This is a genomic window from Glutamicibacter protophormiae, assembly GCF_014647495.1.
GTDB lineage: Bacteria > Actinomycetota > Actinomycetes > Actinomycetales > Micrococcaceae > Glutamicibacter > Glutamicibacter protophormiae.
Genome location: NZ_BMPH01000005.1, coordinates 60,542 through 83,655, shown reverse-complemented (window position 1 = coordinate 83,655; position 23,114 = coordinate 60,542). Strand labels below are relative to the sequence as shown.

General features: G+C 66.5%; 25 protein-coding genes. 16 read left to right on the top strand and 9 right to left on the bottom strand.

Going from position 1 to position 23,114, the window contains the following annotated elements; genetic code table 11:
* Positions 1–129 precede the first annotated feature (129 nt).
* The 3 genes from IEY43_RS07735 (at position 130) to IEY43_RS07725 (ending at position 3,064) form a co-directional block, all read left to right on the top strand.
* A complete protein-coding gene (locus IEY43_RS07735) occupies positions 130–1,317 on the top strand; it encodes a 3-ketosteroid-9-alpha-monooxygenase, oxygenase component (RefSeq protein ID WP_209550356.1) in 1,188 nt (395 codons plus the stop codon).
* Positions 1,318–1,402: 85 nt separating this feature from the next.
* A complete protein-coding gene (locus IEY43_RS07730; RefSeq protein WP_188948026.1) occupies positions 1,403–1,681 on the top strand; it encodes a hypothetical protein in 279 nt (92 codons plus the stop codon).
* A gap of 123 nt (positions 1,682–1,804) precedes the next feature.
* Positions 1,805–3,064 carry an NADH:flavin oxidoreductase gene (locus tag IEY43_RS07725; RefSeq protein WP_188948025.1) on the top strand — a complete coding sequence of 420 codons (1,260 nt, stop codon included), beginning with the start codon at positions 1,805–1,807 and terminating at the stop codon, positions 3,062–3,064.
* 40 nt (positions 3,065–3,104) lie between these two features.
* Here IEY43_RS07725 and IEY43_RS07720 read toward each other — a convergent pair whose 3' ends face one another.
* Positions 3,105–4,220, bottom strand: coding sequence for a PrpF domain-containing protein (locus tag IEY43_RS07720; RefSeq protein ID WP_188948024.1), 1,116 nt, complete (start codon positions 4,218–4,220; stop codon positions 3,105–3,107).
* Positions 4,221–4,295: 75 nt separating this feature from the next.
* Positions 4,296–5,276, bottom strand: a complete 981-nt coding sequence (locus tag IEY43_RS07715) for an alpha/beta fold hydrolase (RefSeq protein WP_188948023.1) — start codon at positions 5,274–5,276, stop codon at positions 4,296–4,298.
* A gap of 226 nt (positions 5,277–5,502) precedes the next feature.
* Here IEY43_RS07715 and IEY43_RS07710 point away from each other — a divergent pair, with 226 nt between their 5' ends.
* A complete protein-coding gene (locus tag IEY43_RS07710) occupies positions 5,503–6,090 on the top strand; it encodes a TetR/AcrR family transcriptional regulator (protein WP_188948022.1) in 588 nt (195 codons plus the stop codon).
* Here IEY43_RS07710 and IEY43_RS07705 read toward each other — a convergent pair.
* Positions 6,087–6,620, bottom strand: a complete 534-nt coding sequence (locus IEY43_RS07705) for a GNAT family N-acetyltransferase (protein WP_308425047.1) — start codon at positions 6,618–6,620, stop codon at positions 6,087–6,089. The genes IEY43_RS07710 and IEY43_RS07705 overlap by 4 nt on opposite strands.
* Positions 6,621–6,622: 2 nt before the next feature.
* Positions 6,623–6,973: an ArsR/SmtB family transcription factor gene (locus IEY43_RS07700; protein WP_188948021.1), complete on the bottom strand. Its 351-nt coding sequence runs from the start codon at positions 6,971–6,973 to the stop codon at positions 6,623–6,625.
* Between the two features lie 98 nt (positions 6,974–7,071).
* Here IEY43_RS07700 and arsB point away from each other — a divergent pair, with 98 nt between their 5' ends.
* The 5 genes from arsB (at position 7,072) to IEY43_RS07675 (ending at position 12,580) form a co-directional block, all read left to right on the top strand.
* Positions 7,072–8,157 (top strand): ACR3 family arsenite efflux transporter, encoded by a 1,086-nt coding sequence (gene arsB, locus IEY43_RS07695; RefSeq protein WP_268240057.1) that lies wholly within the window; start codon positions 7,072–7,074, stop codon positions 8,155–8,157.
* A gap of 3 nt (positions 8,158–8,160) precedes the next feature.
* On the top strand, positions 8,161–8,568 hold the full coding sequence (locus tag IEY43_RS07690; protein WP_188948020.1) for an arsenate reductase ArsC: 408 nt from the start codon (positions 8,161–8,163) through the stop codon (positions 8,566–8,568).
* A gap of 8 nt (positions 8,569–8,576) precedes the next feature.
* Positions 8,577–10,001, top strand: a complete 1,425-nt coding sequence (locus IEY43_RS07685; RefSeq protein WP_188948019.1) for an FAD-dependent oxidoreductase — start codon at positions 8,577–8,579, stop codon at positions 9,999–10,001.
* 250 nt (positions 10,002–10,251) lie between these two features.
* The gene (locus IEY43_RS07680; protein WP_188948018.1) at positions 10,252–11,907 is read left to right on the top strand and encodes an AMP-binding protein; all 1,656 of its coding nucleotides are present in this window, start codon (positions 10,252–10,254) and stop codon (positions 11,905–11,907) included.
* A complete protein-coding gene (locus IEY43_RS07675) occupies positions 11,900–12,580 on the top strand; it encodes an enoyl-CoA hydratase/isomerase family protein (protein WP_188948017.1) in 681 nt (226 codons plus the stop codon). The genes IEY43_RS07680 and IEY43_RS07675 overlap by 8 nt, the downstream gene beginning before the upstream one ends.
* 190 nt (positions 12,581–12,770) lie before the next feature.
* Here IEY43_RS07675 and IEY43_RS07670 read toward each other — a convergent pair whose 3' ends face one another.
* On the bottom strand, positions 12,771–14,327 hold the full coding sequence (locus IEY43_RS07670) for an FAD-dependent oxidoreductase (RefSeq protein WP_188948016.1): 1,557 nt from the start codon (positions 14,325–14,327) through the stop codon (positions 12,771–12,773).
* 253 nt (positions 14,328–14,580) lie between these two features.
* On the opposite strand from IEY43_RS07670, the gene IEY43_RS07665 reads away from it, so the two are divergent.
* Positions 14,581–15,621, top strand: coding sequence for a 3-ketosteroid-9-alpha-monooxygenase, oxygenase component (locus IEY43_RS07665; RefSeq protein ID WP_188948015.1), 1,041 nt, complete (start codon positions 14,581–14,583; stop codon positions 15,619–15,621).
* The gene (locus tag IEY43_RS07660) at positions 15,621–15,893 is read left to right on the top strand and encodes a ferredoxin (protein ID WP_188948014.1); all 273 of its coding nucleotides are present in this window, start codon (positions 15,621–15,623) and stop codon (positions 15,891–15,893) included. The genes IEY43_RS07665 and IEY43_RS07660 overlap by 1 nt, the downstream gene beginning before the upstream one ends.
* Positions 15,894–16,010: 117 nt before the next feature.
* Here the strand turns inward: IEY43_RS07660 and IEY43_RS07655 are convergent, their stop codons facing one another.
* The 4 genes from IEY43_RS07655 to IEY43_RS07640 form a co-directional block, all read right to left on the bottom strand.
* The gene (locus IEY43_RS07655) at positions 16,011–16,430 is read right to left on the bottom strand and encodes an RES family NAD+ phosphorylase (protein WP_245353667.1); all 420 of its coding nucleotides are present in this window, start codon (positions 16,428–16,430) and stop codon (positions 16,011–16,013) included.
* Between the two features lie 187 nt (positions 16,431–16,617).
* Positions 16,618–17,217: a helix-turn-helix domain-containing protein gene (locus tag IEY43_RS07650; protein ID WP_188948012.1), complete on the bottom strand. Its 600-nt coding sequence runs from the start codon at positions 17,215–17,217 to the stop codon at positions 16,618–16,620.
* Positions 17,218–17,365: 148 nt separating this feature from the next.
* On the bottom strand, positions 17,366–18,421 hold the full coding sequence (locus tag IEY43_RS18410) for a ferredoxin--NADP reductase (RefSeq protein WP_188948011.1): 1,056 nt from the start codon (positions 18,419–18,421) through the stop codon (positions 17,366–17,368).
* Entirely contained in the window at positions 18,418–19,320 is a 903-nt protein-coding gene (locus IEY43_RS07640; protein ID WP_188948010.1) for an alpha/beta fold hydrolase, read from the bottom strand. The genes IEY43_RS18410 and IEY43_RS07640 overlap by 4 nt, the downstream gene beginning before the upstream one ends.
* Positions 19,321–19,553: 233 nt before the next feature.
* Here IEY43_RS07640 and IEY43_RS07635 point away from each other — a divergent pair, with 233 nt between their 5' ends.
* The 5 genes from IEY43_RS07635 to IEY43_RS07615 all read left to right on the top strand — a co-directional run bounded on the left by IEY43_RS07635 (position 19,554) and on the right by IEY43_RS07615 (position 23,032).
* Complete coding sequence (locus tag IEY43_RS07635) at positions 19,554–20,738, top strand: acyl-CoA dehydrogenase family protein (protein WP_188948009.1); 1,185 nt, start codon at positions 19,554–19,556, stop codon at positions 20,736–20,738.
* Positions 20,739–20,769: 31 nt separating this feature from the next.
* A complete protein-coding gene (locus IEY43_RS07630; RefSeq protein WP_188948008.1) occupies positions 20,770–20,979 on the top strand; it encodes a hypothetical protein in 210 nt (69 codons plus the stop codon).
* Between the two features lie 128 nt (positions 20,980–21,107).
* Entirely contained in the window at positions 21,108–22,037 is a 930-nt protein-coding gene (locus IEY43_RS07625; protein ID WP_188948007.1) for a VOC family protein, read from the top strand.
* A gap of 518 nt (positions 22,038–22,555) precedes the next feature.
* Complete coding sequence (locus tag IEY43_RS07620; RefSeq protein WP_188948006.1) at positions 22,556–22,735, top strand: hypothetical protein; 180 nt, start codon at positions 22,556–22,558, stop codon at positions 22,733–22,735.
* 129 nt (positions 22,736–22,864) lie between these two features.
* Complete coding sequence (locus IEY43_RS07615; protein ID WP_188948005.1) at positions 22,865–23,032, top strand: hypothetical protein; 168 nt, start codon at positions 22,865–22,867, stop codon at positions 23,030–23,032.
* Positions 23,033–23,114: the final 82 nt, after the last annotated feature.

The following is a 23,114-nucleotide window of genomic DNA, read 5'->3' as shown; positions in this document are numbered from 1 at the left end:
CAACCCTGCAAGACCCCGGCTCGCTGCACCAACAGGCCTTCACCGATGATGGCCCTGCCATCGGTGCGCAGCTACCCTACGGCGAAACACCACGGATCGCCGGCACCACACCTACGAATAGGAGAAGCCATGTCCATTGACATGACCGAAGTCACCGATTCCGAGCAGTTCGACGAAGTCCGCCTGATCGACGCGGGCAGCAACCCGACCCGCTTCGCGCGCGGCTGGCACTGCCTGGGCCGCTCGAAGGACTTCCGCGACGGCAAGCCGCACACCGTGAAGGTCTTCGGCACCAAGGTAGTCATCTGGGCCGACACCAAGGGCAAGCTCAACGTGCTGGACGCCTTCTGCCGCCACATGGGTGGCGACCTGTCCAAGGGCGAAATCAAGGGCGACGAGATCTCCTGCCCGTTCCACGACTGGCGCTGGGGCGGCGACGGCAAGTGCAAGGACGTGCCGTACGCGCAGCGTGTGCCGCTGCGTGCCCGCACCGCAGCCTGGGAAACCATGGAGGTCAACGGCCTGCTGTTCGTCTGGAACGACCCGCAGGGCAACCCTCCCCCGGCTGACGTGACCATTCCCGAGATCCCGGGCTTCGGCACCAGCGAGTGGAGCGACTGGTCCTGGAACACCTTCCTGGTCGAGGGCTCGAACTGCCGCGAGATCGTGGACAACGTGGTGGACATGGCGCACTTCTTCTACGTGCACTACCAGATGCCGCAGTACTTCAAGAACATCTTCGAGGGCCACGTCGCCGCGCAGCACATGCGCTCGACCGGCCGCGACGACATCCACACCGGCGTGCAGCTGGACATGCCGGACTCGGAGACCATCTCGGACGCGGCCTACTACGGCCCGTCCTTCATGCTGGACACCGTGTACACCGTGGCCGGCGACACCACCGTTGAGACCAAGCTGGTCAACTGCCACTACCCGATCTCGCAGGATTCGTTCGTGCTGATGTTCGGCACCACCGTGCACACCATCGACGGCGTCACCCAGGAGCAGGCCGACGGCATGGCCGAGATGTTCACCGAAGGCGTCGAGACCCAGTTCAAGCAGGACGTGGAGATCTGGAAGCACAAGACCCGCATCGAGAACCCGCTGCTGACCGCCGAGGACGGCCCGGTCTACCAGCTGCGCCGCTGGTACGAGCAGTTCTTCGTGGATGTCGAGGACATCACCGAGGACATGGTCGCCCGCTTCGAGTTCGAGGTGGACACCACCAAGGCGCTGGAAACCTGGAAGGTCGAGGTCGCTGAAAACGTGGCGAAGGGCATCGTTCCGGAACAGGATCCAACCAAGGCCAAGGCCTAGCCTTTACCGATAAACCACGCACCCGGCGCATCGATGCAGGGGAAAAGTACTATCGGCCCGGAAACGGGCCAGCGAGGAGCACCTCATGAAACAGATCGATTGCCAGCAGTGCGGGACCGCCGTTCTGGTGGAGAAGTTCAGCATCCCGCACACCAGTGTGCAGTGGGTCAGTGATGCGGCGACCTCGTGCCCCCGCTTCGCCGAAGCCACGGCCGATGCCCGGGACAGCGTGTGCGGCACCACCGCACTGAGCTGCTCGTCATTGAGCCAGAGCATCGATGACGCGGTGCGCGACGGCCGCCTGCCTATCAAGTCCCGCGTGGAGCCGGTCATCGGCGACGCGCTTGTCGCCGACGCCCTCTAGGAATTTCGGCGGCGCACCCGGCAAAGGGGCTCCCACCACGGTCCGCACCATGGTGGGGGCCCCTTGTCTTTGTTTGTTATTCCCTATCCCACCACCCGGCCTCGTGCCGCGAAAAGGATGAGCATGACCACCACAATTCCCGATCCGTTCGCCCCGGTCACCCTGGGCCCGGTGACGCTGCGCAACCGCATCATCAAGGCCGCCACCTCCGAGGGGCGCTCCCCCAAGGGCCTGGTCACCGACGACCTGATCGACTTCCACCTGGACTTCATCCGCGGCGGCGCGGGCATGACCACGGTGGCCTACTGCTGCGTCTCCCCCGAGGGCGCCTCGGCGCCGGGCCAGATCCTGATGAGCGAGAAGTCGCTGCCAGGGCTGCAGCGGCTCACCGATGCGATCCACGCCGAGGGCGGCGCGATCTCCGCGCAGCTGGGCCACGCGGGCATGGTCGCCTCCAAGAAGATCACCGGCGTGACCTCCATGGGGCCAAGCAAGTTCGTGAACCCCTCCTCCATGGAGTACTGCCGCGCCATCCGGCGCGAGGAAATCACCATGGTCATCGAGCAGTTCGGGGCGGCGGCCCGGATCGCGGTGCAGGCCGGCTTCGACGCCGTGGAGCTGCACTTCGGGCACAACTACCTGCCCAGCTCCTTCCTCTCCCCGCTGCTGAACCGCCGCAAGGACGACTACGGCGGCAGCATCGAGAACCGTTCGCGCTTCGTGCGCGAGATCGCGCAGCGCGTGCGCGAGGAAGTCGGGGACAAGATCGCGGTCATCGCGAAGATCAGCATGGACGACGGGCTGCCCGGCAGCATCTGGCTCAATGATTCGATCCGCACCGCGCAGCTGCTGGACGAGGACCGGAACCTGGATGCCATCGAGCTGACCCAGGGGTCCTCGATCATCCGCCAGATGTACCTGTTCCGCGGCGATGTTCCGGTGTCCGACTTCGCCGCCGTGGTGAAGGAGCCGATGAAGACCGGCGTGCGGTTGTTCGGCAAGCTCGCCTTGGGCAGCTTCCCGTACAAGGACCTGTACATGCTTGACGCGGCCCGGCAGTTCGTTCCGGTCATGAAGCACACCAAGCTGATCCTGCTCGGCGGCATCACCAACCGCGGGCACATCGACACCGGCATGCGCGAGGGCTTCGACTTCGTGGCCATGGGCCGCGGGCTGCTGCGCGAACCGGACCTGGCCAACCGGATCCGCGAGGATTCCACGGTCACCAGCCGCTGCATCCACTGCAACAAGTGCATGTACACGGTCTACGGGCGCACCCACTGCGTGATGGAGCCCGATGACCACCATGGCGCAGTCCCGGATCGCAACTCGCCGTACGCGGTGGACCGCGCGCGGCTGCTGCCGCTGAGCAGCGTCGGGTAGCCGTTCATTCCGGACGCTTCGTGCAGCCGCCGCGGTAGTGCTACCGCGGCAGCTGCACGAAGCCCTTCATCAAGATCCTTGCGGTGCGCAGCAGCGAGGTGTGCACCAGCGCGCCGGCGGCGTCGAAGTGCGCGGCGGCGGACACCGCGCCGGAAGGCGTGCCCAGCCTGATGACGTCGCTGTTCCGCCGGCTGGCCAGCACCGCGGAGATGCTTCCGGGAATCTGCGCGGCGGCCGCCAGGCACATGGCCCCGGTGCCCGGAACCGCCTTGTGCGTCTGCCCCATGGAGATTACCCGGACCAGCAGGTCGCAGTCCCCGGCCGGGCTCAGCGAGCCGTCCAGCAGCGTCGCGGGAGCCGGTGCGGCAACCAGCACGATCTTGGGCATGACCTGCGCCGCGTCCCCGGGAGTGGCGCACAGCCCCATGGCCACCGCCCCGGCCCGGCGGATCTTTTCCAGCAGCGCCATCACCGGCCTGTTCGCATCGATCTGCTCCGGGCTTTCGGTGCCTTCCAGGCCCAGCCGCGCAGCCTCGATGACCACCGTCGGCAGCGCGGCGTCCACCAGGCTCACCGGATACTCCTGCCCATCGACCGGCAGCACGTCCACCGGATTGCCGGTGGGCAGCAGCCCCGGACTGCGGCTTCCGGCCGGGTCGGGGTAGCTCAGTTCAATGGGTGCGGCGGCGCCGTGCACCCCGGGCAGCGACAGGTCGCCCTCCACGGCGGCGCGCCCCTGGACCACCTGCAGGCTCACCTGGACGATTTTCGAGGTGTTCGTGTTGAACAGCGTGAAGGCCTGCCGCCCATCCGGGGCCCGGAGCAGCCCGGCTTCCAGGGCGAAGGGCACCACCCCGGAGGACAGGTTGCCGCAGTTGCCGGCGTAGTCGGTCACCCCGGTATCCACCGCGACCTGCCCGAAGGTGTAGTCCAGATCCACCCCCTTACGCTGCGAGCGGGCGACCACCATGACCTTGGACAGCGAGGAGCTGCCGCCGCCCATCCCGTCCAGCTGGCGGCCGAAGCGGTCCGGCGAGCCCAGCGCTTCGGCGAAGACCCGGTCCCGGGCCTCGCGCCCTTCGGGAAGCCAGCTGTGGGCGAAAAACAGGCCCTTGCTCGTTCCGCCGCGGACGAATGCGGCCTCGATCCACTGCACACGAACTCCTCTTTGCCGCCGTCGCGGGCCGCGTCGCGGTCCCTGCCCTGCGGCAATTCTAGGTGCGGCGCAGTGTTAGACGCTCACGCGGTCCATATCGTGGAGGAATGCAAGGAAGTTCTCGGTGACCTCGGCGGCGCGCTCCATGGCGATCAGGTAGCCGCCGCCGGGCACGGTGGCCACCGAGCGCACGTCCCCGTGCTGCGCGTCGAGCTGCGCCTGGATGCCCTCGCCGTACTGTTCGGCCAGCTGCAGGTCGGTTTCCGAGCCCAGGAAGTAGTACGGAACCGTGCTCTTCCCGGCGGCGCGGTCGTTGCGGTAGTCCCAGTTCAGGTCCGCCACCCGGTACCAGTTGATGCCGCCGCCGAAACCGCTGCGGGCGAAGTCGCTGACATAGGCTTCCAGCTCCCATTCGCCCAGCCAGGACCAGGGCAGGGCCGGCGGCTGCGGCAGCGCCTGGCGGTAGGGTGTGCCCGCAGGGTTGGCGTACACCGCGGCGAAGTCTCCCTCGGTGGACAGCACGTGGAAAATCTTGGCGATGATCTCGCGCGGGTGCGCGTCGTAGTCCGCCCGGGCGCCCTGCGGGTCCACATGGTAATAGGCCATGTGGTTGAATGCTTCCTTGCCGCGCTCGATCTCGGTCTGCGATGGCAGCGCGTCGTAGTGCGGCAGGCCGGCGTATTGCAGGCCGATCAGCGCGCGCACCCGTTCGGGGTGTTCGGCGGCCAGGTCGTAGGCGGCGAACATGCCGTAGTCGATGCCGGAGACCACCGCCTGCTCCTCGCCCAGGTGGTCCAGCAGGCCCACCAGGTCCGCGGTGATGGCATCGGCCCGGTAGGCCGCAAGCTCCTCGGGTGCTTCGGTCTGCCCCATGCCGCGCAGGTCCGGTGCCACCACGCGGTAGCCGGCCTCGGCGAGCGCGGTGATCTGGTGGCGCCAGCTGAACCAGGTGTGCGGGAAACCGTGCAGCAGCAGCACCAGCGGGCCCTGGCCTTCTTCCACGTAGTGCATCTGGATGCCGTTGATCCGGGCGTAGTGGTGGGTCCAGTTCCTCATGGGCTGCTCCTTCGGGGAAAGAAATCGACGGCGGTTACTTCGCGCCGCCCACCATTACATCCCGGCGCATGGCGGGCCGAGCGGTGCATCCCGGTGGCCGGGACGCGCCCCGCGCCAATAACGAGCGCTTGGTTAGTTGTTAGGATGGAATTCGACCCCGCAGCGCCCGGCGCGCGGCGAAGACCCGGATCCTCCTGCACCTGCACCTTCTGCGAAAGAGCGACATATGGCTGAAAAGACCGCCCCGGCCCGACGGACTGTCATCCTCGACAACGCTGCCCGGCTCTTCGCCGAGCAGGGCATCGGCGGCACCTCGGTGCGCGAAATCTCCGCCTCGGTGGGCATGCTCTCGGGCAGCCTCTACCACCACTTCGCTTCCAAGGACGAAATGGTCGAGGAGATCCTGACCGAGTTCCTCGAGGAGCTGCAGGGCCGCTACCGCAGCGTCACCGATTCGGGTACCGAACCGCGCGAGGCGCTGAACCAGCTGATCCGCATCACCCTGGAAATCATCCGCGACTTCCCGTACGCCACGCAGATCTACCAGAACGAGGTCGCGTACATCCAGAAGCTGCCCAAGTCCACCGGTGCGCGCGCCATCAGCAGCGACATCGCCAAGCTCTGGGTGGACGTCATCGAGCAGGGCATCGCCTCCGGCGTGTTCAAGAAGGACCTGGATGCCCACGTGGTGCACCGCCTGATCCGCGACGCCCTGTGGCTGACCGCCCGCTGGTTCTCCCCGTCCAAGAAGTACACGCTGGACCAGCTGACCAAGGACTGCAGCGCGCTGTTCCTCGACGGAATCGTGGCCTAGGTTTCCGCTGCTGCGCCCGACTCCAGGCGCAGCTCGTACAGGACCGTGTCGATCCACTGGCCCGCAAAGGGGCCTGCCGAAGCTTGGGCAATGCGCTCCCGGCAGCCCACTTCGCGGAATCCCGCCTTGCGGTGCAGCGCCCTGCTCGCGTGGTTCTCCGCGAAGATGGCGCACTGGATCGTCCAATAACCCCGCGCCCGGGCCCGTGCGCCCAGCGCTCCGAGCAGGGCGGTGCCCACGCCCCGGCCCGCCTGCGCGGCGTCGACGTATACCGAATGCTCGATCACGCCGCGATAGGCCCAGCGTGCGGACACCGGCGACGCGGCAATCCACCCGATCACGGCGCTGTCCCGGTCGACCGCGACCAGGCCCAGCTGTGCAATTTTTCGCGCCGAGAAGTCCTCCCAGGAAGGGACGGTGCCCTCGAAGGTGGCCAGTCCTCCGGCGACGCCCTGGCGGTAGATGCGCTCCACGCCCGGCCACTGCCCAGCGGCCATCGGGCGCAGCTGAACACCGGCGGGCGGCTTCACGCTCAAAGCTCCGAGATCAGCGCGGCGGCCTTGTCCAGCGACCCCGGAACCAGGGTGTAATAGGCCCAGGTCCCGCGCTTCTCGCGGGCGAGCAGCCCGGAATCCACCAGGATCTTCAGGTGGTGCGAGACCGTGGGCTGGCCCAGCTGCAGCGGTTCGGTCAGATCGCACACGCAGGTGCCGTCCGCGGGCCCGTGCTTGACGATGGACAGCAGCCGCAGGCGGTTCGGGTCGGCAATCGCCTTCAGCAGCCGCGCGGCCTCGCGCGCCTCGGCTTCGGCCAGCGCCGGCGCGGCACAGGTGGCACAGCAGGCTGCGCTCGCGGCGTCGTCCGCCACCGGGGTTGCCGTCATCTAGAGCACCTACCTAAATTGACATTCTTCGATATAAGTCATCATACTCGAACCGGAAACATATATCGATGAACATCAATATTACCTAAGGATGCTTCGTGCCACCAACGACAACTCCAGCTGCGCGCCGGACTCCGGGGAAGCTCTCCACCCTGGACCGCTACCTGGCGGTCTGGATCCTGCTGGCCATGGCCCTGGGCCTCGGCCTGGGCCGGCTGCTCCCGCAGCTCGGCCAAATCGTGGATTCCGTCCAGGTCGCCGGCGTCTCGCTGCCCATCGCGCTGGGACTGCTGGTCATGATGTACCCGGTCCTCGCCAAGGTCCGCTACAACGAAACCGGGCGCGTGCTGGCCGACAAGAAGCTGATGATCACCTCGCTGGTGCTCAACTGGCTGCTGGCCCCGGCCTTCATGTTCCTGCTGGCCTGGCTGTTCCTCCCCGACCTGCCCGAATACCGCACGGGACTGATCATCGTGGGGCTGGCCCGCTGCATCGCCATGGTGATGATCTGGAATGACCTGGCCTGCGGCGACCGCGAGGCCGCCGCCGTGCTCGTTGCGGTCAACGCGATCTTCCAGGTCGTGGCCTTCGGCGTCCTGGGCTGGTTCTACCTGCAGGTCCTCCCCGCCTGGCTGGGCCTGCCGACCACCAGCGCGGAGTTCTCCGTCGGGGCGATCACGCTCTCGGTCCTGGTGTTCCTGGGCATCCCGCTGCTGGCCGGGTTCCTCACCCGCACCGTGGGCGAAAGGGCCAAGGGCCGCGACTGGTACGAGGGCGTCTTCCTGCCCAAGATCGGCCCGTGGGCGCTGTACGGGCTGCTGTTCACCATCGTGCTGCTCTTCGCGCTGCAGGGGGATGCGATCATCAGCAACCCCTGGGACGTGGCCCGCATGGCCCTGCCGCTGCTGATCTACTTCGTTGTGGTGTTCGGCGCCGGGATGCTGATCGGGCGCGCCCTGAAGCTGGGCTACGAGCGCACCACCACCCTGGCCTTCACCGCCGCCGGCAACAACTTCGAGCTGGCCATTGCGGTCGCCATCGCCACCTTCGGCGCCACCAGCGGCCAGGCCCTGGCCGGGGTGGTCGGCCCGCTGATCGAGGTGCCGATCCTCGTGGCGCTGGTCTACGTGGCCCTCTGGTCGCGCAAATTCTTCCCCGCCGCATCTTCGCCGCTGAAAGGCTGACCCATGAATACCAAGCCCTCGGTGCTGTTCGTCTGCGTGCACAACGCGGGACGCTCCCAAATGGCCGCCGCCTACCTGCAGCACCTGGCCGAAGGCCGGATCGACGTCCGCTCGGCAGGCTCCGCCCCGGCCGACCAGGTGAACCCGGCCGCCGTCCAGGCCATGCAGGAAGAGGGCATCGACATGTCCGCCCAGACCCCCAAGATCCTGACCACGGCGGCCGTGCAGGCCTCCGACGTCGTCATCACCATGGGCTGCGGGGACACCTGCCCCATCTTCCCCGGCAAACGCTACGAGGACTGGACGCTGGATGATCCAGCAGGCCAGGGCATCGAGCCGGTGCGCAAGATCCGCGACGAGATCCGCACCCGCATCGAACATCTCATCAGCGAACTTCTCCCACAGCGTTAGGAACCCCCGTGAACAACAGCCATCCCATCGTGATCATTGGCGCAGGTCCCATCGGACTGGCCGCCGCCGCGCACCTCAACGAGCGCGGAGAACAGTTCCTGGTCCTCGAAGCAGGAGAAGCTGCCGGGGCGTCCATGCATGAATGGGCGCACATCAAGCTGTTCTCCCCGTGGAAATTCAATGTCGACGCGGCCGCCCGGCGGCTGCTGGAAACACCGGCGGGAAACTGCCTGGGCGACTGGGACATGCCGCGGCAAACCTCCCTGCCCACCGGCGGCGAACTGGTGGAGCACTATCTGCTGCCGCTGGCCGCGCACCCCGCCCTGGCGCCCTCGATCCGCTACCTGCACCGCGTCATCGGCGTTTCGCGCGTCTTAGACGACGGGATCGGCCTGGACAAGACCCGCACGACAGGCCGCGACCAGGCGCTGTTCCTTGTCCGCACCCAGTCCCCCGAAGGCATCCGTGACGTCACCGCCCGTGCGGTGATCGACGCCTCCGGCACCTGGAATACCCCCAATCCCGTCGGACGGGCGGGGCTCGAAGCCCCGGGCGAGGCAGAGGCCCGCTCCCGCGGCGCCATCACCTCGCCGCTGCCCGATCCGCTGGGCGCGGACCGGGACGACTTCGCAGGCAAAACGCTGCTGGTGCTCGGCGCCGGGCATTCGGCGGCGAACACCCTGATTTCCTTGGGCCGGCTGAAGAGCGCCCAGGCGGACACGAAGATCCTGTGGGGACTGCGCGGAACCGCCAACCCGGTCAAGCTCTACGGCGGAGGCGCGGCGGACCAGCTCCCGGCCCGCGGGCAGCTGGGCACCAGCCTGCGCCGCCTGGTCGATACCGGGCAGGTCGACCTCATTGAAAACCTCTCCATCGTGCGCCTGGAAAACGGCGAGCGCACCCTGGTCGTGGGCGCCGACGGGCGGGAATTGCACGTGGACTACATCGTTCCGGCCACCGGCTTCCGCCCGGATCTGTCGATCCTCTCCGAGTTGCGCCTGGAGATGGACCCCGCGGTGGATGCTCCGCGCGAGCTCGGACCGCTGATCGATCCGGAGTTCCACAGCTGCGGCACCGTCAGCGCGCACGGGGAGCGCGTGCTGTCCCACCCGGAGCCGAACTTCTACATTGCCGGCATGAAGAGCTACGGCCGCGCCCCGACCTTCCTGTTGGCCACCGGCTACGAACAAATCCGATCCATCGCCGCCCATCTGGCCGGCGACCTGCAGGCCGCCGCGAGCGTCCAGCTCTCCTTGCCGGAGACCGGGGTCTGCTCCACGGATCTCGGCGGATCCTGCGATGCCCCGGCCCAGGACGCATCGGGCTGCGAAACTGGCCAGCCGGAGCCCGAATCCTGCTGCGCGACGCCGCAACCGGTCGCCTTGGGTTTCCCGACCGGCACCCTCCACGGAAACAAGGGCCTGGTGGAGTAGGTCCGCTCTCCGGAGTTCCGCTGGATGAACCATTGGCCGGCATTGCTTGAACCGCCGGACCGTGGTTTGCCCGACTCCCGCCCACCGGGACAGCTCCCGCGTTGCATTCCCAACCTCAGTAGCCTCAAACTATTTCCCCCGCGCACGCCCCGACAGGCTTGCCCGGGGTGAAGTTCCAGCTGGATTACGCCAATACAGAGCGTCCCAACAGTTGAGGACGGTGCTGCGAAAAGACAAGGGAGCCACGTGCATGCAGAGCCATGAGCAACCGCAAACCATTCCCGCCCTGGTGGCCTACGCCGCCGAGCATTTCACCGACCGGGAAGCGCTGGTCGATGGGCCGGCGCGCCTGAGCTTCGCCGAACTGGCCGAGCAGGTCCGCCAGACCTCCGCGGCGCTGATCGCCAGCGGCGTGAAGCACGGGGACAAGGTCGCCATCTGGGCGCCGAACACCGCACGCTGGGTGATTGCCGCGCTCGCGGCCACCAGCGTGGGAGCGGCCATGGTGCCGCTGAACTCGCGCTACCGCGGCATCGAGGCGCACCAGATCCTCTCCCGGGCCGAGGCCCGGGTCCTGTTCGTGGCCGAAGGCTTCCTGGACACCTCCTACACCCGGCTGCTCGTCGAGGGCGCCGCACAGCTCGGCTACACCGACGAGGCCCACGTGGTCCCGGGCCTGCCGAAGCTGAAAACCCTTGTCAGCCTGCCAGCTGGGGAGTCCGGCGCGCCGGTGGGCACCGCGGTGCTCCCGCTGGCCGGCTGGGACGACTTCCTGGCGGCCGGCCTCGGCGCGGATCCGGCCCTGGTGGCCGAACGCGCCGCGCAGGTTACCGCGGAGGACATCGCGGATGTCATCTTCACCTCCGGCACCACCGGGCGCAGCAAGGGCGTCATTTCCGCGCACCGCCAGTCCCTGGGCGTCAGCTACGCCTGGGCCGACCACGCGCAGATCACCGAAGAGGACCGCTACCTGGTGGTCAGCCCGTTCTCCCACACCTTCGGCTACAAGGTCGGCATCCTGGTCTGCCTGGCCACCGGCGCGGCCATCTACCCCATGGCGACCTTCGACCTGGATGCAACGGTCCGGCTGCTGCGCGAGGAGAAGATCAGCGTGATCCCCGGCGCCCCGACCATCCACCAGTCGATCCTCGACCACCCGAACTTCCCTGCCGCCGAGGAAACCAACTGGCGCCTGGCCGTGCTCGGCTCCGCCATGGTCCCGGACCGGTTGCTTGAGCGCCTGCGCACCGAGGCCAGGGTCCAGCAGCTGACCACCGCCTACGGGCTGAGCGAGGCCGTGGTGGTCACCATGTGCCGTCCGGGCGACAGCGCGCACACCGTAACCAGCACTGCAGGCCGGCCCACCGCCGGCTTCGAGGTGCGTGTGGTGGACACCGCCGGACGCAACGTCCCGGCGGGCACCGCCGGCGAAGTCCTGGTCCGCGGCGAGAACGTCATGCTCGGCTACCTGGACGACCCGGAAGCCACCGCCAAGGCCATCGACGCCGACGGCTGGCTGCACACCGGGGACATGGGCAAGCTCAACGAGGACGGCTACCTGAGCATCGTGGACCGCATCAAGGACATGTTCACAGTGGGCGGGTTCAACGTCTACCCGGCCGAGGTGGAGAACACCATCGGATCGCTGGACGGGGTCTCCGCCTGCGCGGTGCTCCCCCAGCCCGACGACCGCATGGGCGAGGTCGCGCACGCGGTGGTCGAGGTGCTGCCGGGCTCGCAGCTCACCGAGCAGGACGTGATCACCCACTGCCGCAAATGGCTGGCCAACTACAAGGTGCCGCGCAGCGTGGAAATCACCGCCCAGCTGCCGCGCAACGCGGCCGGCAAGATCCTCAAGCGCAGCATCCGCCCGCTCGCACCGGCCTCGGCAGGTGCCCGTGCCTAGCTTGCGACTCATTGGCGCCACCGCCGTGCTGGATCTGGGTGCGGATCAGAACCGCCAGGGCGTCATCTGGCTACAGGAGGTCAACGACCTGCTCGATGACGTCCTCGCCTCACCGGCCACCTCGCTGGTGACCACCGGCACGGGAAAGTTCTACTCCAACGGCCTGGACGTGGCCGAGGCCGAGGGCCCGGTGGAACTGGACCCGGACTACGTCCGCCGGCTGCAGGCGGTGTACCGGCGCGTGCTGACGCTGCCCATGCCCACCGCGGCGGCCGTCAACGGCCACGCCTTCGGCGGCGGGGCGCTGCTGGCCATGGCCCACGACTACCGGGTGATGCGCACGGAGCGCGGCTTCTTCTGCTTCCCCGAAGTGAACATCGGCATCGCCTTCACCGAAGGCATGGCCGCCCTGGTGCAGTCCAAGCTCAGCGCGGCGCAGGCGCGCGACGCCATGCTGACCGGGCGCCGCTTCGACGGCGACCAGGCCGCGGCCGCCGGACTGGTGGACGAGGCAGTACCGGTGGATCAGCTTGTCGAACGAGCTGTCCAGCTGGCCTCCGCCCACGTACCGGCCCACCCCCAGACACTGGGCGCCGTCAAGGAAATCATGTACGCCGACGCGGCGTCCGCGCTGGAACGTGGGCACCGCCCCGCCGGAGCGCTAGCGGGCTAACGCAGCCAGCCGCCTGAACGGGCGCAAGGAGGGCCGGAATCCACAGGGATTCCGGCCCTCCTCGTTGGTGCGCCCGCCGCCGTTGCACCGGCCAGGTGGCGCATTCGACAGGTATGCCGAAGGCCGGGGCCGGCGGGAACACCATGCTGTTCCCACCGGCCCCGGCCCTCATGCTGCACGGTTCCGGAGACTAGCCGACCTGCGCCTGGACCGGAGCCTTCAGGGTCTGGGCCGCGCGGTAGGCGAAGACCATGCCCGAACCCAGCGGGGTGCCCGGACCCGGGTAGAAGCCGCCGGAGAAGGAGGCGCTGGTGTTGCCCACCGCGTACAGGCCCTCGACGGCGGTGCCGTCCTCGCGCAGCACGCGGGCGTCCACGTCGGTGCGCAGGCCGCCCTTGGTGCCCAGATCGCTCAGGACCATGCGGGCCGCGTAGAACGGCGCCTGGTCGACCGGGATCAGGGTCGGGCCCGGACCGTAGGCCGGGTCGGCGAAGAACTGGTCGTAGGGGTTCTCGCCGCGGTGGAAGTCCTCATCCACGCCGGTGACGGTGAAGCCGTTGAAGCGCTCGATGCTGGCCTGCAGCGCGTCGGCCGGCAGGCCGGTGGCGGCCGCCAGCTCGTCGAGGGTGTCCGCCTTGACCCAGGTGCCGGCGTCCAGGTGCTCCTGCGGGGTGGTGTTGAACGGGCGCATGATGCCCGGCAGCTCGCCGCCGAAGCGCGAGTCGAAGATGAACCAGGACGGGATGCGCTCCGGCGCGGCGGCCAGCACGCGGCCCATCTGGTCGTACGGCAGGCATTCGTTGGCGAAGCGCTGGCCGTTGGCGTCCAGCCACACGCCGCCGCGGAAGCCCAGCGCGAAGGCCGCATTGCCCTTGGGCTGCGCCGCGCCCGGGCACCACCAGGCCTGGTGCAGCTGTTCGACCACGCCGCCGGCCTTCTGGCCGGCGCGGATGGCGGTGCCGGTGTTGGCGCCGGCGGGGGCCATGGTCCAGCCGGAGTTGCCCGGGGTGCCGTTCAACGTGCGCAGGTCCTGATTGGCCTCGAAGCCGCCGGCACCCAGGATGACACCCTCGGTGGCGCGGATGCGGCGGGTGCCCTCGGCGTTCTTGACGATCGCGCCGGTCACGCGGCCGTCCTCGGAGATGACATCCACCAGCTCGGTCTCCAGCTGGATGGTGCCGTTGCCGGTGTTGGTCAGCGCCAGCAGCAGGCGGCCAATCAGCGCCTGGCCTGCGGTCAGCGGCCCGTCCGGGTGCGGCTGGTTGTAGCGGTCGTATTCGACCAGCGGACGCACCAGATCGGCGAGCTCGCCGATTTCCTCGCGCGGCAGGTCCACCGGCATCATGGAGCGGCCCAGCGGCTTGCTCTCATGGGCGTTGAAGTAGTCAGGGAATGCCGTCCAGTAGAACTCGATGGCAGGATCCGACTCGAAGAATTCAACCAGTTCAGGAGCGGTGTCCACAAACGCCTCGCGGCGTTCGACCTCGTGGTCACCCATGACGGCCTGCAGGTAGGCCTTGGCGGACTCGCCGGAGTCCTGGACATCCGCGCGCTGCTGCACCTGGGTGCCCGGCAGCCAGCAGGAGGCGCCGGAGTAGGCCGAGGCCCCACCCAGAAGGTTGGTCTTTTCCACGAGCAGGGTCTTCAGGCCGCGCCGTGCCGCCGTGTAGGCGCCGGCCAAGGCCGCAGCGCCGGAGCCGACAACTACGACCTCGTATTCATCGTCCCAAACCTGATTGTTGGACATAGTTTCTCCTTTGTCGTCCACATGGGTGTGAGCGCTACCCAATCAGACCCGGCAGGATGCGCGGATGGCGCATCCCACCCAGTAGGACAATTCGGGACAAACCCAAGCCGGCAGTTTTTGTGACGTCCCGCACACCGGGATTCACCGTTTCCAAAACGGAAATTTATGGCTAGATATAGATTTAGGCCTTCTCCGGGACCAGGTCTCCGGAAGAGCGTCTCCAGGTCAGTTGTGACGAAGGAATGGGATGCACATGGTTCGGGTCGATCCGCAGCCGCTTGGCGATCAGCCGCCGAACGCTGTTCCCGCGCGCTACGCGCGAGGCTGGCACTGCCTTGGCCTGTCCCACAGATTCCGCGACGGCGGCGCGCACCGCCTCGCCGCCTTCGGCGCAACCCTGCGGGTGCAGGCCGATGGCCAAGACCAGTTGGCGGCCCGGCTGGAGACCGAACAGTCCCCGCAGGATCTTTCCTGCCTTGAGCAGGACGGCCTGTTCTACGTGTGGCACGACCCGCAGGGCAATCCGCCGCCGCAGAACCTGGCGATCCCCCGCCTGCGCAGCGGCACTGGCGCGGAGGATGACGAGGACCTTGAATGGTCGGCTTGGGCGTGGAAGGAAACCACCCTCGCCGCCAGCACCGGCCAGGTCATGGAGCACGTGGTGCATCTGGCCGATTCGCCCCACGTCACCAAGGGCGAGCAGCTGTACTTCAAGAACGTTTTCGAAGGACAGCTGGCCACCCAGTACTTCGAGGGGCCGCTGCACCACAGCTACCAGCTGAAGGATCCGGCGCCCAACGCCGCGGCGATCCAGCTGGCGGACTCGGTGGCCAGCTACTACGGGCCGGCCGTCATGATTGCTCAGCTGGACTACGTGATGGAAGACCGCAATCTCGATGCCATCGTGCTCACCGCGCACTACCCCATCGATGAACAGCACCTGGTGCTGATGACCGGGGTCATGGTCCGCACCGAGCAGCCTCCGGCCCCTGAACTGAAGACCGCCGCCGCCGGGCACGCCACGCAGATCCTGCGCTCGATCACCGGGGCCGTGCGCGCGCAGCTGGACGACGCAGCCGCAACGGGCTGTCGGGCCGCACGCGGGGCCAGCAGCCCCGTCGCGGCACTGCACCGCTGGTATTCCCAGTTCTTCGTCGACGAGCAGGATGTCTCCCCGCAGATGACCGAGCGCTTCGAGTACGAGGTGGACACCACCATGCCGATGGACCTGTGGACCAGGTCATCGGCCCGCAACCTGATCCTCCGCCGAGTCAACGGAAAGCAGCTGGCGTAATGTCGAACCGCGAGCAAGAAAAAGACACCGCAGTGCAGCAGGTGCGCTGCATCGAATGCCTGGCCAAGGTGCAGGTGCGCAAGAGCGCGTGGGAGCAGACCAGCGTCCAGTGGAACAACGAGGCGCTGGACCTGTGCCGCGAGCGCCCCGCCCGCTCTACGGGCAACCTGCCGCGTGACCAGTTCGTGGGCTGCGAGACCCTGCGCGCGGCGGTGCGCGATGAGACGGTTCAGGGCAATCTGAAGCTCGCAGATCAGGCCGCGGCTTCCTGAGCGCACCCCGAAGCAGGTGCAAGGTATGGAACGACAGTTTCCACTGGCGTCAGCGTTCACTCCAAGTGAATCCAAATCCATACTGCCCGAGTTCCGCAGAACATGGCCTGAGCTCGCTTAGGCCATGTTGCTGCGGTAGCCGATGCTATCGGCGAGTGCGGCAATATCCAGCACGATCGCCGGGTTATCGAGCGAACTAGCAAAAATGGTTTCTTGGGGGAAGCGGTCTTCCCACAAGACAATCACTTCACGACCAGGCACGACCGCTGAGGCCGAAACCAGTCCAGAAGCATCGGGAAATACCCGGTGGAGCTCCCTGGCCCACGCTCTTGTTTCAGCTTTCGGCCCGAGAGCGCCCGCAGCAGTTCCGCCGATTCGCAAAAACCAAATATCGGTTAGATCCAGCAAGGTTAGTTCCTCATCGAGCTGAAAAGCCGTGACGTATGGATTCCCGAAGTGCACATCGATAAATCGCCCCTCGTGGAAGACCTCCGCGACGCACGTGAGCACGTCGAATCCAAGGTATGCCACACCCAGCGGCGCATGATTTGCGCTGGTTCAGGATGGGGATCCCAACGTGCGCTGGTCATCGGACCGAACGTTCGCAACCCATTCCACGGCATCGGGTAGCCGCCCCCAGCAGCATGGATTCGCCAACGTACGGTTCCGTCGGGGATTACCCTATAAGACGGTGCCACGTCTCTCAGACCGTCCCCGAGGGAAGTCATATAATCATTCCAAGCGAGGCGATCTGTCTAGCCACCGGCAAGGGATCCCGCCCCTCGGCCAGCCATTGCGCAGGGGTGTACTGGCACGTCTCTACAACCAAGTCCGCATTTTCTGAAGTAAAGAACCCTTCGACCATCTGCGGGTGGACCCCGTCCGAAAGGTCCGCTAGCACTTCGGACAACCCAGGCAGAACCTCTGAACCGACAAACTGCCAGCGAGGAAACCTCAATCTCCCTTTGTGGACAAACGAATGGAGGGCACCGGATGAGCTGTAGTGCCTAACCGTGGATTGGTCCAAGCCGAGCAGTTCGGCAGTATCTCGAGCCGACAGGGTGGAGTCCAAGAATTGGGCGCGAGCGACTACATTCCTTGCAGATGCCTGCGCGGCGTCGAGTTTTTCACCGCGAAGCCCCGCTTCCCAAATACCTTGCGCATCAACTGGAAGCTGGACAATATCGGCGCGGGAGCTCAGTTCACGGACAGCCTCTACGAGCGCGGCCCCATCGAAATTGGCGCGCAGCGCGATTGCCAACGCGTCGGCACTTTCACGCACTTTCTTGTCTGCCGAATGTGGCACCTGAGGCATCAAGGCCATAGGATTCATCCCCTTTCCCACAAGTTTACAGCGGTGTGGAGAAAGGTGGGAAGCGGGCAATTCATACTACATTTCAGCGGAATCTGGATCAGTAGTTGCCGTCAAAGCAGCAGATGCCCCGCCATTGGCGGGGCATCTGCAGGTGGCTTTAGCCTTCGTAGGTGATCTTCACCTTCGGGCTCAGCGCCTTGGCCTGGCAGGCCAAGATCAGTCCTTCTTCCAGGTCCTGCGGTTCGAGCACCTCGTTGCGCTCCATCTCCACTTCGCCTTCCAGCACGATGCAGGTGCAGGCGCTGCACGCGCCCTCGCGGCAGGAGAACGGTGCGTCGAGCCCGGCGTTGAGCAGGACGTCCAGCAGCTTGTTGCCGGCCGGCCAGGCGACGTTGCTGGTCTTTCCGTCCAGCTCCACCTCGACCTGCGCGGTTTCGCCCTCCGCATCCTGGATCAGCGCCTCGACCGGAGCGAACGGGTCGGCATCCAGCGACACGAAGCGCTCGATGTGCACCCGGCTCTGGTCGGCGCCCAGGTTCTGCAGCACGGTTTCAATGCAGTCCATGAACGGGCCGGGGCCGCAGATGAACGCCTCGCGCTGCGCGTAGGGCTTGGCCAGCGCGGTCATCGATGCGAGGTCCGGAATTCCCTGGACGCTTTCCAGCCAGTGGATCACGGTCAGACGGCCCGGGTAGGCCTTGGTCAGGGCCACCAGCTCGTCCTTGAAGATCACGTTCTGCTCGTCGCGGTTCGCGTAGATCAGGGTGATCGAGCCGGTTCCGGAGATCAGCGCCGACTTCAGGATGGACATCACCGGGGTCACGCCGCTGCCTCCGGCGAACAGCAGGAAGTCGGAGTCCAGGTTGGAGGGCACGAACGTGCCGGCGGGCTTGAGCACCTCGATCTCATGTCCGGCTTCCACGTTGTCGCAGATCCAATTGGAGGCGTACCCGTCGCGCGTGCGCTTGATGGTCACCTTGAGCATCTCGTCCTGCTCCGGCGAGCTGCACAGCGAGTAGCAGCGCGCCGCATCGTGGTCGCGGTCGCTGGGGATGCGCAGGGTCAGGAACTGGCCCGGGCGGTAGCGGAAGCTGTCGGCGTGCTCCGCCGGCGGTTGAAGCACCAGGGTGTGCGCATCGGCGGTTTCCCTGATCACCTCGACGACTCGGGTGACCAGCGCGGTGATCCGCGGGCTGCTGACCGTGCTGGTCATGACGCGTCCTCCTCACGGTTCAGGAATTCTACGACGACGCTCTCGAAGGCCTGCTTCTGCTCGATCATGGCCCAGTGCCCGCACTTCGGGAACACATGCAGTTCCACGTCCGGGATGGTGCGCATCGGGATCAGCGAGGCGTCCATCGGGGTGACTCGGTCGTCGCGGCCCCACAGGATCAGGGTCTTGGCCTTGACCTTGTGCAGCATCGACCATGCCGGCGGCTGATCGGATTCGGCCTGCGCGGCGATCTGCGCCTTCATGGCCGCGGCGCTGTACATGCGGCGCGCGCTTTCCAGGGTCTTCGGCTCGGTGGCCAGGGCCCAGCGCTTCTCGATCAGTTCCTCGGTGACGGTTTCCTCGTCGAACACCATGGAGCGAAGCCACTGGATGAGCCGTTCGCGGGTCGGATCCTCGGTGAAGGCGATCAGCAGGTTGATGCCCTCGGCGGGGAACGGCGCAAAGGCGTTCAGGCCCAGTCCGCCCACGGTCACCAGGCGGCGCACGCGCTCGGGGTGGCTCATGGAGAACAGGGTGCCGACCATGCCGCCCATGGAGTTGCCGATGATATCGACCTTGTCCAGGCCCAGCCCGTCCAGCAGGTCGATGACCGCCTGGCTGGCGGCCGGCATGGGGTGCTTGTCGGTCGGGTCGCTGACGCCGAAGCCGGGGAATTCAATCACATAGCAATGGAAGTGCTCGGCGAAGGCCGGCAGCACGTCGCCGAAGTTCTGCCATCCGCTGACGCCCGGCCCCGAGCCGTGCAGGAACACCAAGGGGCGGCCTTGGCCGGCTTCCCAGTAGCGCAGCGTGCCCTGCTCGGTGGGCAGTTCGCGCAGGATTGCGTCGACGCCGGATGCAGGCGATCCGCCCGGCGCATTGCGAAGTTCCGTAGTCATCTGATTGGCTCCTCGATCTGCGGATACAAATTGGTCTTTGGTGAACCTTATTGCGGCGACACCGGGCGAAACAGGCCGGATCCCGATGACCGGGATGCCGTATTCCAGCCAGGGAAATCGACGTGAAACCAACAATCCCAATGGCTGAGACATAGGTCACGTTCGATCGATTCTTTGCCTAGATTTTAGCCAGCAGCAAAGTTTTACGAGCTTGATTAGGAAGCGAGAATTCCATGACGATTACCACCGTGAGCGACGTCCTCACCACCCGTGCCGATGAGCTGCGCGCTTTGGCCTCCGTCAACGAAGAGCTGGGAAAACTGAGCGATGAGACCGTGCAGATCATGCGCGAGTCCGGCGTCATGAAGCTGCTGGCACCGGTGGAGTACGGCGGAACCCGCGCCCACCCGGTTGAATTCGCAGAGACCGTCATGAAGCTCGCCAGCCTGGACGGCTCGGCCGGCTGGGTTGCCGGCGTGGTCGGCGTGCACCCCTGGGAGCTGGAGCTCATGTCTCCGAAGCTGCAGGAAGAAATCTGGGGCGAAAGCAATGAGGTCTGGGTTTCCTCCCCCTACGCACCGATGGGCACCGCGACCCCGGTCGAGGGCGGCTACCGCTTCAGCGGCCACTGGCAGTTCTCCACCGGCACCGACCACTCGGACTGGGTCATCCTGGGCGCTTTCCTGGGCGACTCCGAGGGCAACCCTGTGCAGCCTCCGCAGTTCCTGCACGTGGTGGTTCCGCGCAAGGACTACACCATCGTCGAGGATTCCTGGGATGTCGTGGGCCTGAAGGGCACCGGCAGCAAGGACGTCATCATCGACAACGTCTTCGTCCCGGAGTACCGCGCCATCGACCAGGCCGAGCTGTTCGCCGGCGAGGTGGCCCGCAAGGCCGGCAAGAACGAGCCGATCCACCGCCTTCCGTTCTACAGCATCTTCCCGGTTGGCCTGACCGCCGCCGTCATCGGCATCGCCGAGGGCGCCCTGCAGGCGCACCTGGACTACCAGCGCGAGCGCGTGCAGATCAACGGCTTCAAGTCCGTCGAGGACCCGTACACCATGTACGCGGTCAGCGAGGCCGCCGGCGAAATCAGCGCCTCCCGCGACACCCTGCTGGCCAGCGTCACCCGCCTCTACGACACGGTCGCAGCCGGCGGCGAGATCACCCTGGAGCAACGTGCCCTGGCCCGCCGCACCCAGATCCAGGCAGCATGGCGCGCCACCAACGCCATCGACATGATCCTGTCCCGCTCGGGCGGCAACGGGCTGCGCATGAACAACCCGGTCCAGCGCTTCTGGCGCGACGCCCACATGGGCCTGGCCCACGCGATCCACGTCCCGGGCCCGAGCTACCACGCCGCCATCATGACCCAGATCGGCGTCGAACCACCAGCGAATCTCGCAGCCGGCGTCTAGCCGCCCGGCAAGGAACTGAAAGGAACATCCCATGGCACGTCAAACAGATTGGAAGAAGCTCGCGGGCAAGCGAGTGGAACTGCGCAAGGGCGGACAGGTAGTCCGCACCGGCTTCGTCAAGGATGTCCTTGACTCCGCCGATGTCCTCTGGCTGGAACCCGAGCGTTTCCGGCAGCGCACGCTGATCGACAAGAGCATGGGATTCACCATTCGCCCGATTGCCGACCCGTCCCTGAACTAGCGGCCTCTGGCCGCCCATCGGGAACCGGCCGGTGCCACTCGCACCGCTCACCAGCACCCGCCGGTTCCTAGGCAACGACATCACCGGGAACCGCCCGACAACTCACTAGATACGAACAAGGACAGATAATGACTCATATCCGTGGACTTGGATACCTCAAGGTTCAGACCCAGCACATCGCGCGCTGGCGTGAACTGACCGTCGAAGCCCTGGGCTTCGCAGAAACCGTTGGCCCGAACCCTGACGCCCTGTACCTGCGCATGGACGAGCGCGAAGCCCGCCTGATCGTGCTTCCGGGCGACGTCGACCAGGTCGTGGCCGTGGGCTGGGAGGTCCGCGACCAGTTCGCGCTGGCCGCCGTGGCCAAGGACGTGGAGGCCGCAGGCATCCCCGTGACCTGGCTGACCGAGGAGGAGAACGACGAGCGCGGCCTGGAGCAGGTCATCACGTTCACCGATCCAGCCGGCCACCCGGTGGAGATCTTCTTCGGCCCGCGCCTGGACCACACCCCGCTGATCACCGGCTACGCGCAGAAGTTCGTCACCGGTGCGCAGGGCATGGGCCACGTGGTGCTGCCGACCACCCAGATGGAGGAGACCACCTCCTTCTACACCGAGGTGCTCGGCTTCCTGCCGCGCGGCGCCGTCCGCCTGGGCCCGGAGCGCCCGGCCACCCGCTTCCGCTTCTACGGCTGCAACCAGCGCCACCACTCGCTGGCCATGGGCCCGGCACCGCACGGCGAGGCACCGGGCCTGGTGCACCTGATGGTGGAGGTCGAGGACCTGGACACCGTGGGCCGCGCCTACGACAAGGTGCGCCAGATGGACTTCAACATCACCGCATCCCTGGGCCGCCACACCAACGACCACATGGTTTCCTTCTACGTCCGCGCACCGGGCGGCTGGGACATCGAGTACGGCACCGACGGCATGCTCGTCGACGAGTCCTACTACACCGCCGAGGAAATCACCGCTGAGAGCTACTGGGGCCACTCGCACGAGGGCGCCGAACCGCTGGCGGCCTTCATGCCGCCGGCAGCAGTCGCCGCGGCAAACTAGTCGCAGACGCGCATGACGCTCCTCGGGGCCTGGTTGGAAACAGCCAGGCCCCGGGGAGCGTCTTTCTGCCCCGAACGACCCGCGGGGCGGATGCGGCGCTTGACGGAATGCTGGCAAGGTGGGGGCAAAACGGAAAACACGTTGCGCGGCAAGTGGTTCCACAGCTGGCTTTCTCTGTTCCCACACTATTCCCCCGCTCAACTGGCCACCGCCGGAAGCTGTAGCGCAATCGTGCACGAATACTATTGGCAGCAAGATCTGCCAAAGCCGAGACCACTGAGTTCTACCGTTTTTGTTGCCAATCAGCATTGTCTGCACGGCGACGATGGGGCAGTACTACACGCTGTTGCCGGTGGTCTGGAAAACCAATCGGCTCAAGACGCGCTGGAAATGATCCCCGCTCAGGAGCTGTCCTCCCGGCACTGCGGCGTATCGACGACCTGTCCCGCAGGCATGGCTAGCTAGTCCATGACGAACTTGCTAAATTGACAGTCCAGCCTGCGTGGAAGGAGCAGTACATGAGACACATCCCAGACGTAAGCAGCCCGTCGGGCGAGGACTTCGCAGTCGACGTGGTTTCGGACCCCGCTCTCTCGGACAAGATTGGCTACGATTGGACCGACGAAGGAGGGGCTACGCCCACCGGACCGGCAACGGGAAGCCTCCCGGTAATCACCGAAGGCCAGATCGTCAACTGACCTGTCCGCGGCCATGACCGCTCCAATGCGTCAGCTGGATGCCGATGCTGACCGCTTCCTGAAAGCCGCTGGCATTCAGTTCGACCGCCTTGATAGCGTGGCAGACCATCGACAATGAAGGAGGCGACAATGACCACGAATCATTCCGACGAATTCCTTGCCAAGCCCGATGCCGCCGACCTGGACCGTGTGTCCGATCCGGCGCTGAGCGACGAAGTCGGCCATGACTGGACCGACGAGGGCGGCGCCACCCCGACCGGGGCCGCCACCAACGACAGCCCGACTGGCAAGGGCTGAGGCACAAGTTCATAACGTTGCGGGGCCCACGGATTCGTGGGCCCCGCGGCGCGTCACACGCCACTCGTAGTCCCGTCAGGTA

Coding starts and splice junctions, on each gene's coding strand:
- IEY43_RS07630 (WP_188948008.1), top strand. CDS start 20,770: ATGGCACGTCAAACAGATTGGAAGAAGCTCGCGGGCAAGCGAGTGGAA.
- IEY43_RS07700 (WP_188948021.1), bottom strand. CDS start 6,973: ATGACGGCAACCCCGGTGGCGGACGACGCCGCGAGCGCAGCCTGCTGT.
- IEY43_RS07725 (WP_188948025.1), top strand. CDS start 1,805: ATGACCACCACAATTCCCGATCCGTTCGCCCCGGTCACCCTGGGCCCG.
- IEY43_RS07615 (WP_188948005.1), top strand. CDS start 22,865: ATGACCACGAATCATTCCGACGAATTCCTTGCCAAGCCCGATGCCGCC.
- IEY43_RS07680 (WP_188948018.1), top strand. CDS start 10,252: ATGCAGAGCCATGAGCAACCGCAAACCATTCCCGCCCTGGTGGCCTAC.
- IEY43_RS07640 (WP_188948010.1), bottom strand. CDS start 19,320: ATGACTACGGAACTTCGCAATGCGCCGGGCGGATCGCCTGCATCCGGC.
- IEY43_RS18410 (WP_188948011.1), bottom strand. CDS start 18,421: ATGACCAGCACGGTCAGCAGCCCGCGGATCACCGCGCTGGTCACCCGA.
- IEY43_RS07690 (WP_188948020.1), top strand. CDS start 8,161: ATGAATACCAAGCCCTCGGTGCTGTTCGTCTGCGTGCACAACGCGGGA.
- IEY43_RS07715 (WP_188948023.1), bottom strand. CDS start 5,276: ATGAGGAACTGGACCCACCACTACGCCCGGATCAACGGCATCCAGATG.
- IEY43_RS07665 (WP_188948015.1), top strand. CDS start 14,581: ATGGTTCGGGTCGATCCGCAGCCGCTTGGCGATCAGCCGCCGAACGCT.
- IEY43_RS07670 (WP_188948016.1), bottom strand. CDS start 14,327: ATGTCCAACAATCAGGTTTGGGACGATGAATACGAGGTCGTAGTTGTC.
- IEY43_RS07730 (WP_188948026.1), top strand. CDS start 1,403: ATGAAACAGATCGATTGCCAGCAGTGCGGGACCGCCGTTCTGGTGGAG.
- IEY43_RS07620 (WP_188948006.1), top strand. CDS start 22,556: ATGAGACACATCCCAGACGTAAGCAGCCCGTCGGGCGAGGACTTCGCA.
- IEY43_RS07625 (WP_188948007.1), top strand. CDS start 21,108: ATGACTCATATCCGTGGACTTGGATACCTCAAGGTTCAGACCCAGCAC.
- IEY43_RS07660 (WP_188948014.1), top strand. CDS start 15,621: ATGTCGAACCGCGAGCAAGAAAAAGACACCGCAGTGCAGCAGGTGCGC.
- IEY43_RS07735 (WP_209550356.1), top strand. CDS start 130: ATGTCCATTGACATGACCGAAGTCACCGATTCCGAGCAGTTCGACGAA.
- IEY43_RS07710 (WP_188948022.1), top strand. CDS start 5,503: ATGGCTGAAAAGACCGCCCCGGCCCGACGGACTGTCATCCTCGACAAC.
- IEY43_RS07650 (WP_188948012.1), bottom strand. CDS start 17,217: ATGGCCTTGATGCCTCAGGTGCCACATTCGGCAGACAAGAAAGTGCGT.
- IEY43_RS07635 (WP_188948009.1), top strand. CDS start 19,554: ATGACGATTACCACCGTGAGCGACGTCCTCACCACCCGTGCCGATGAG.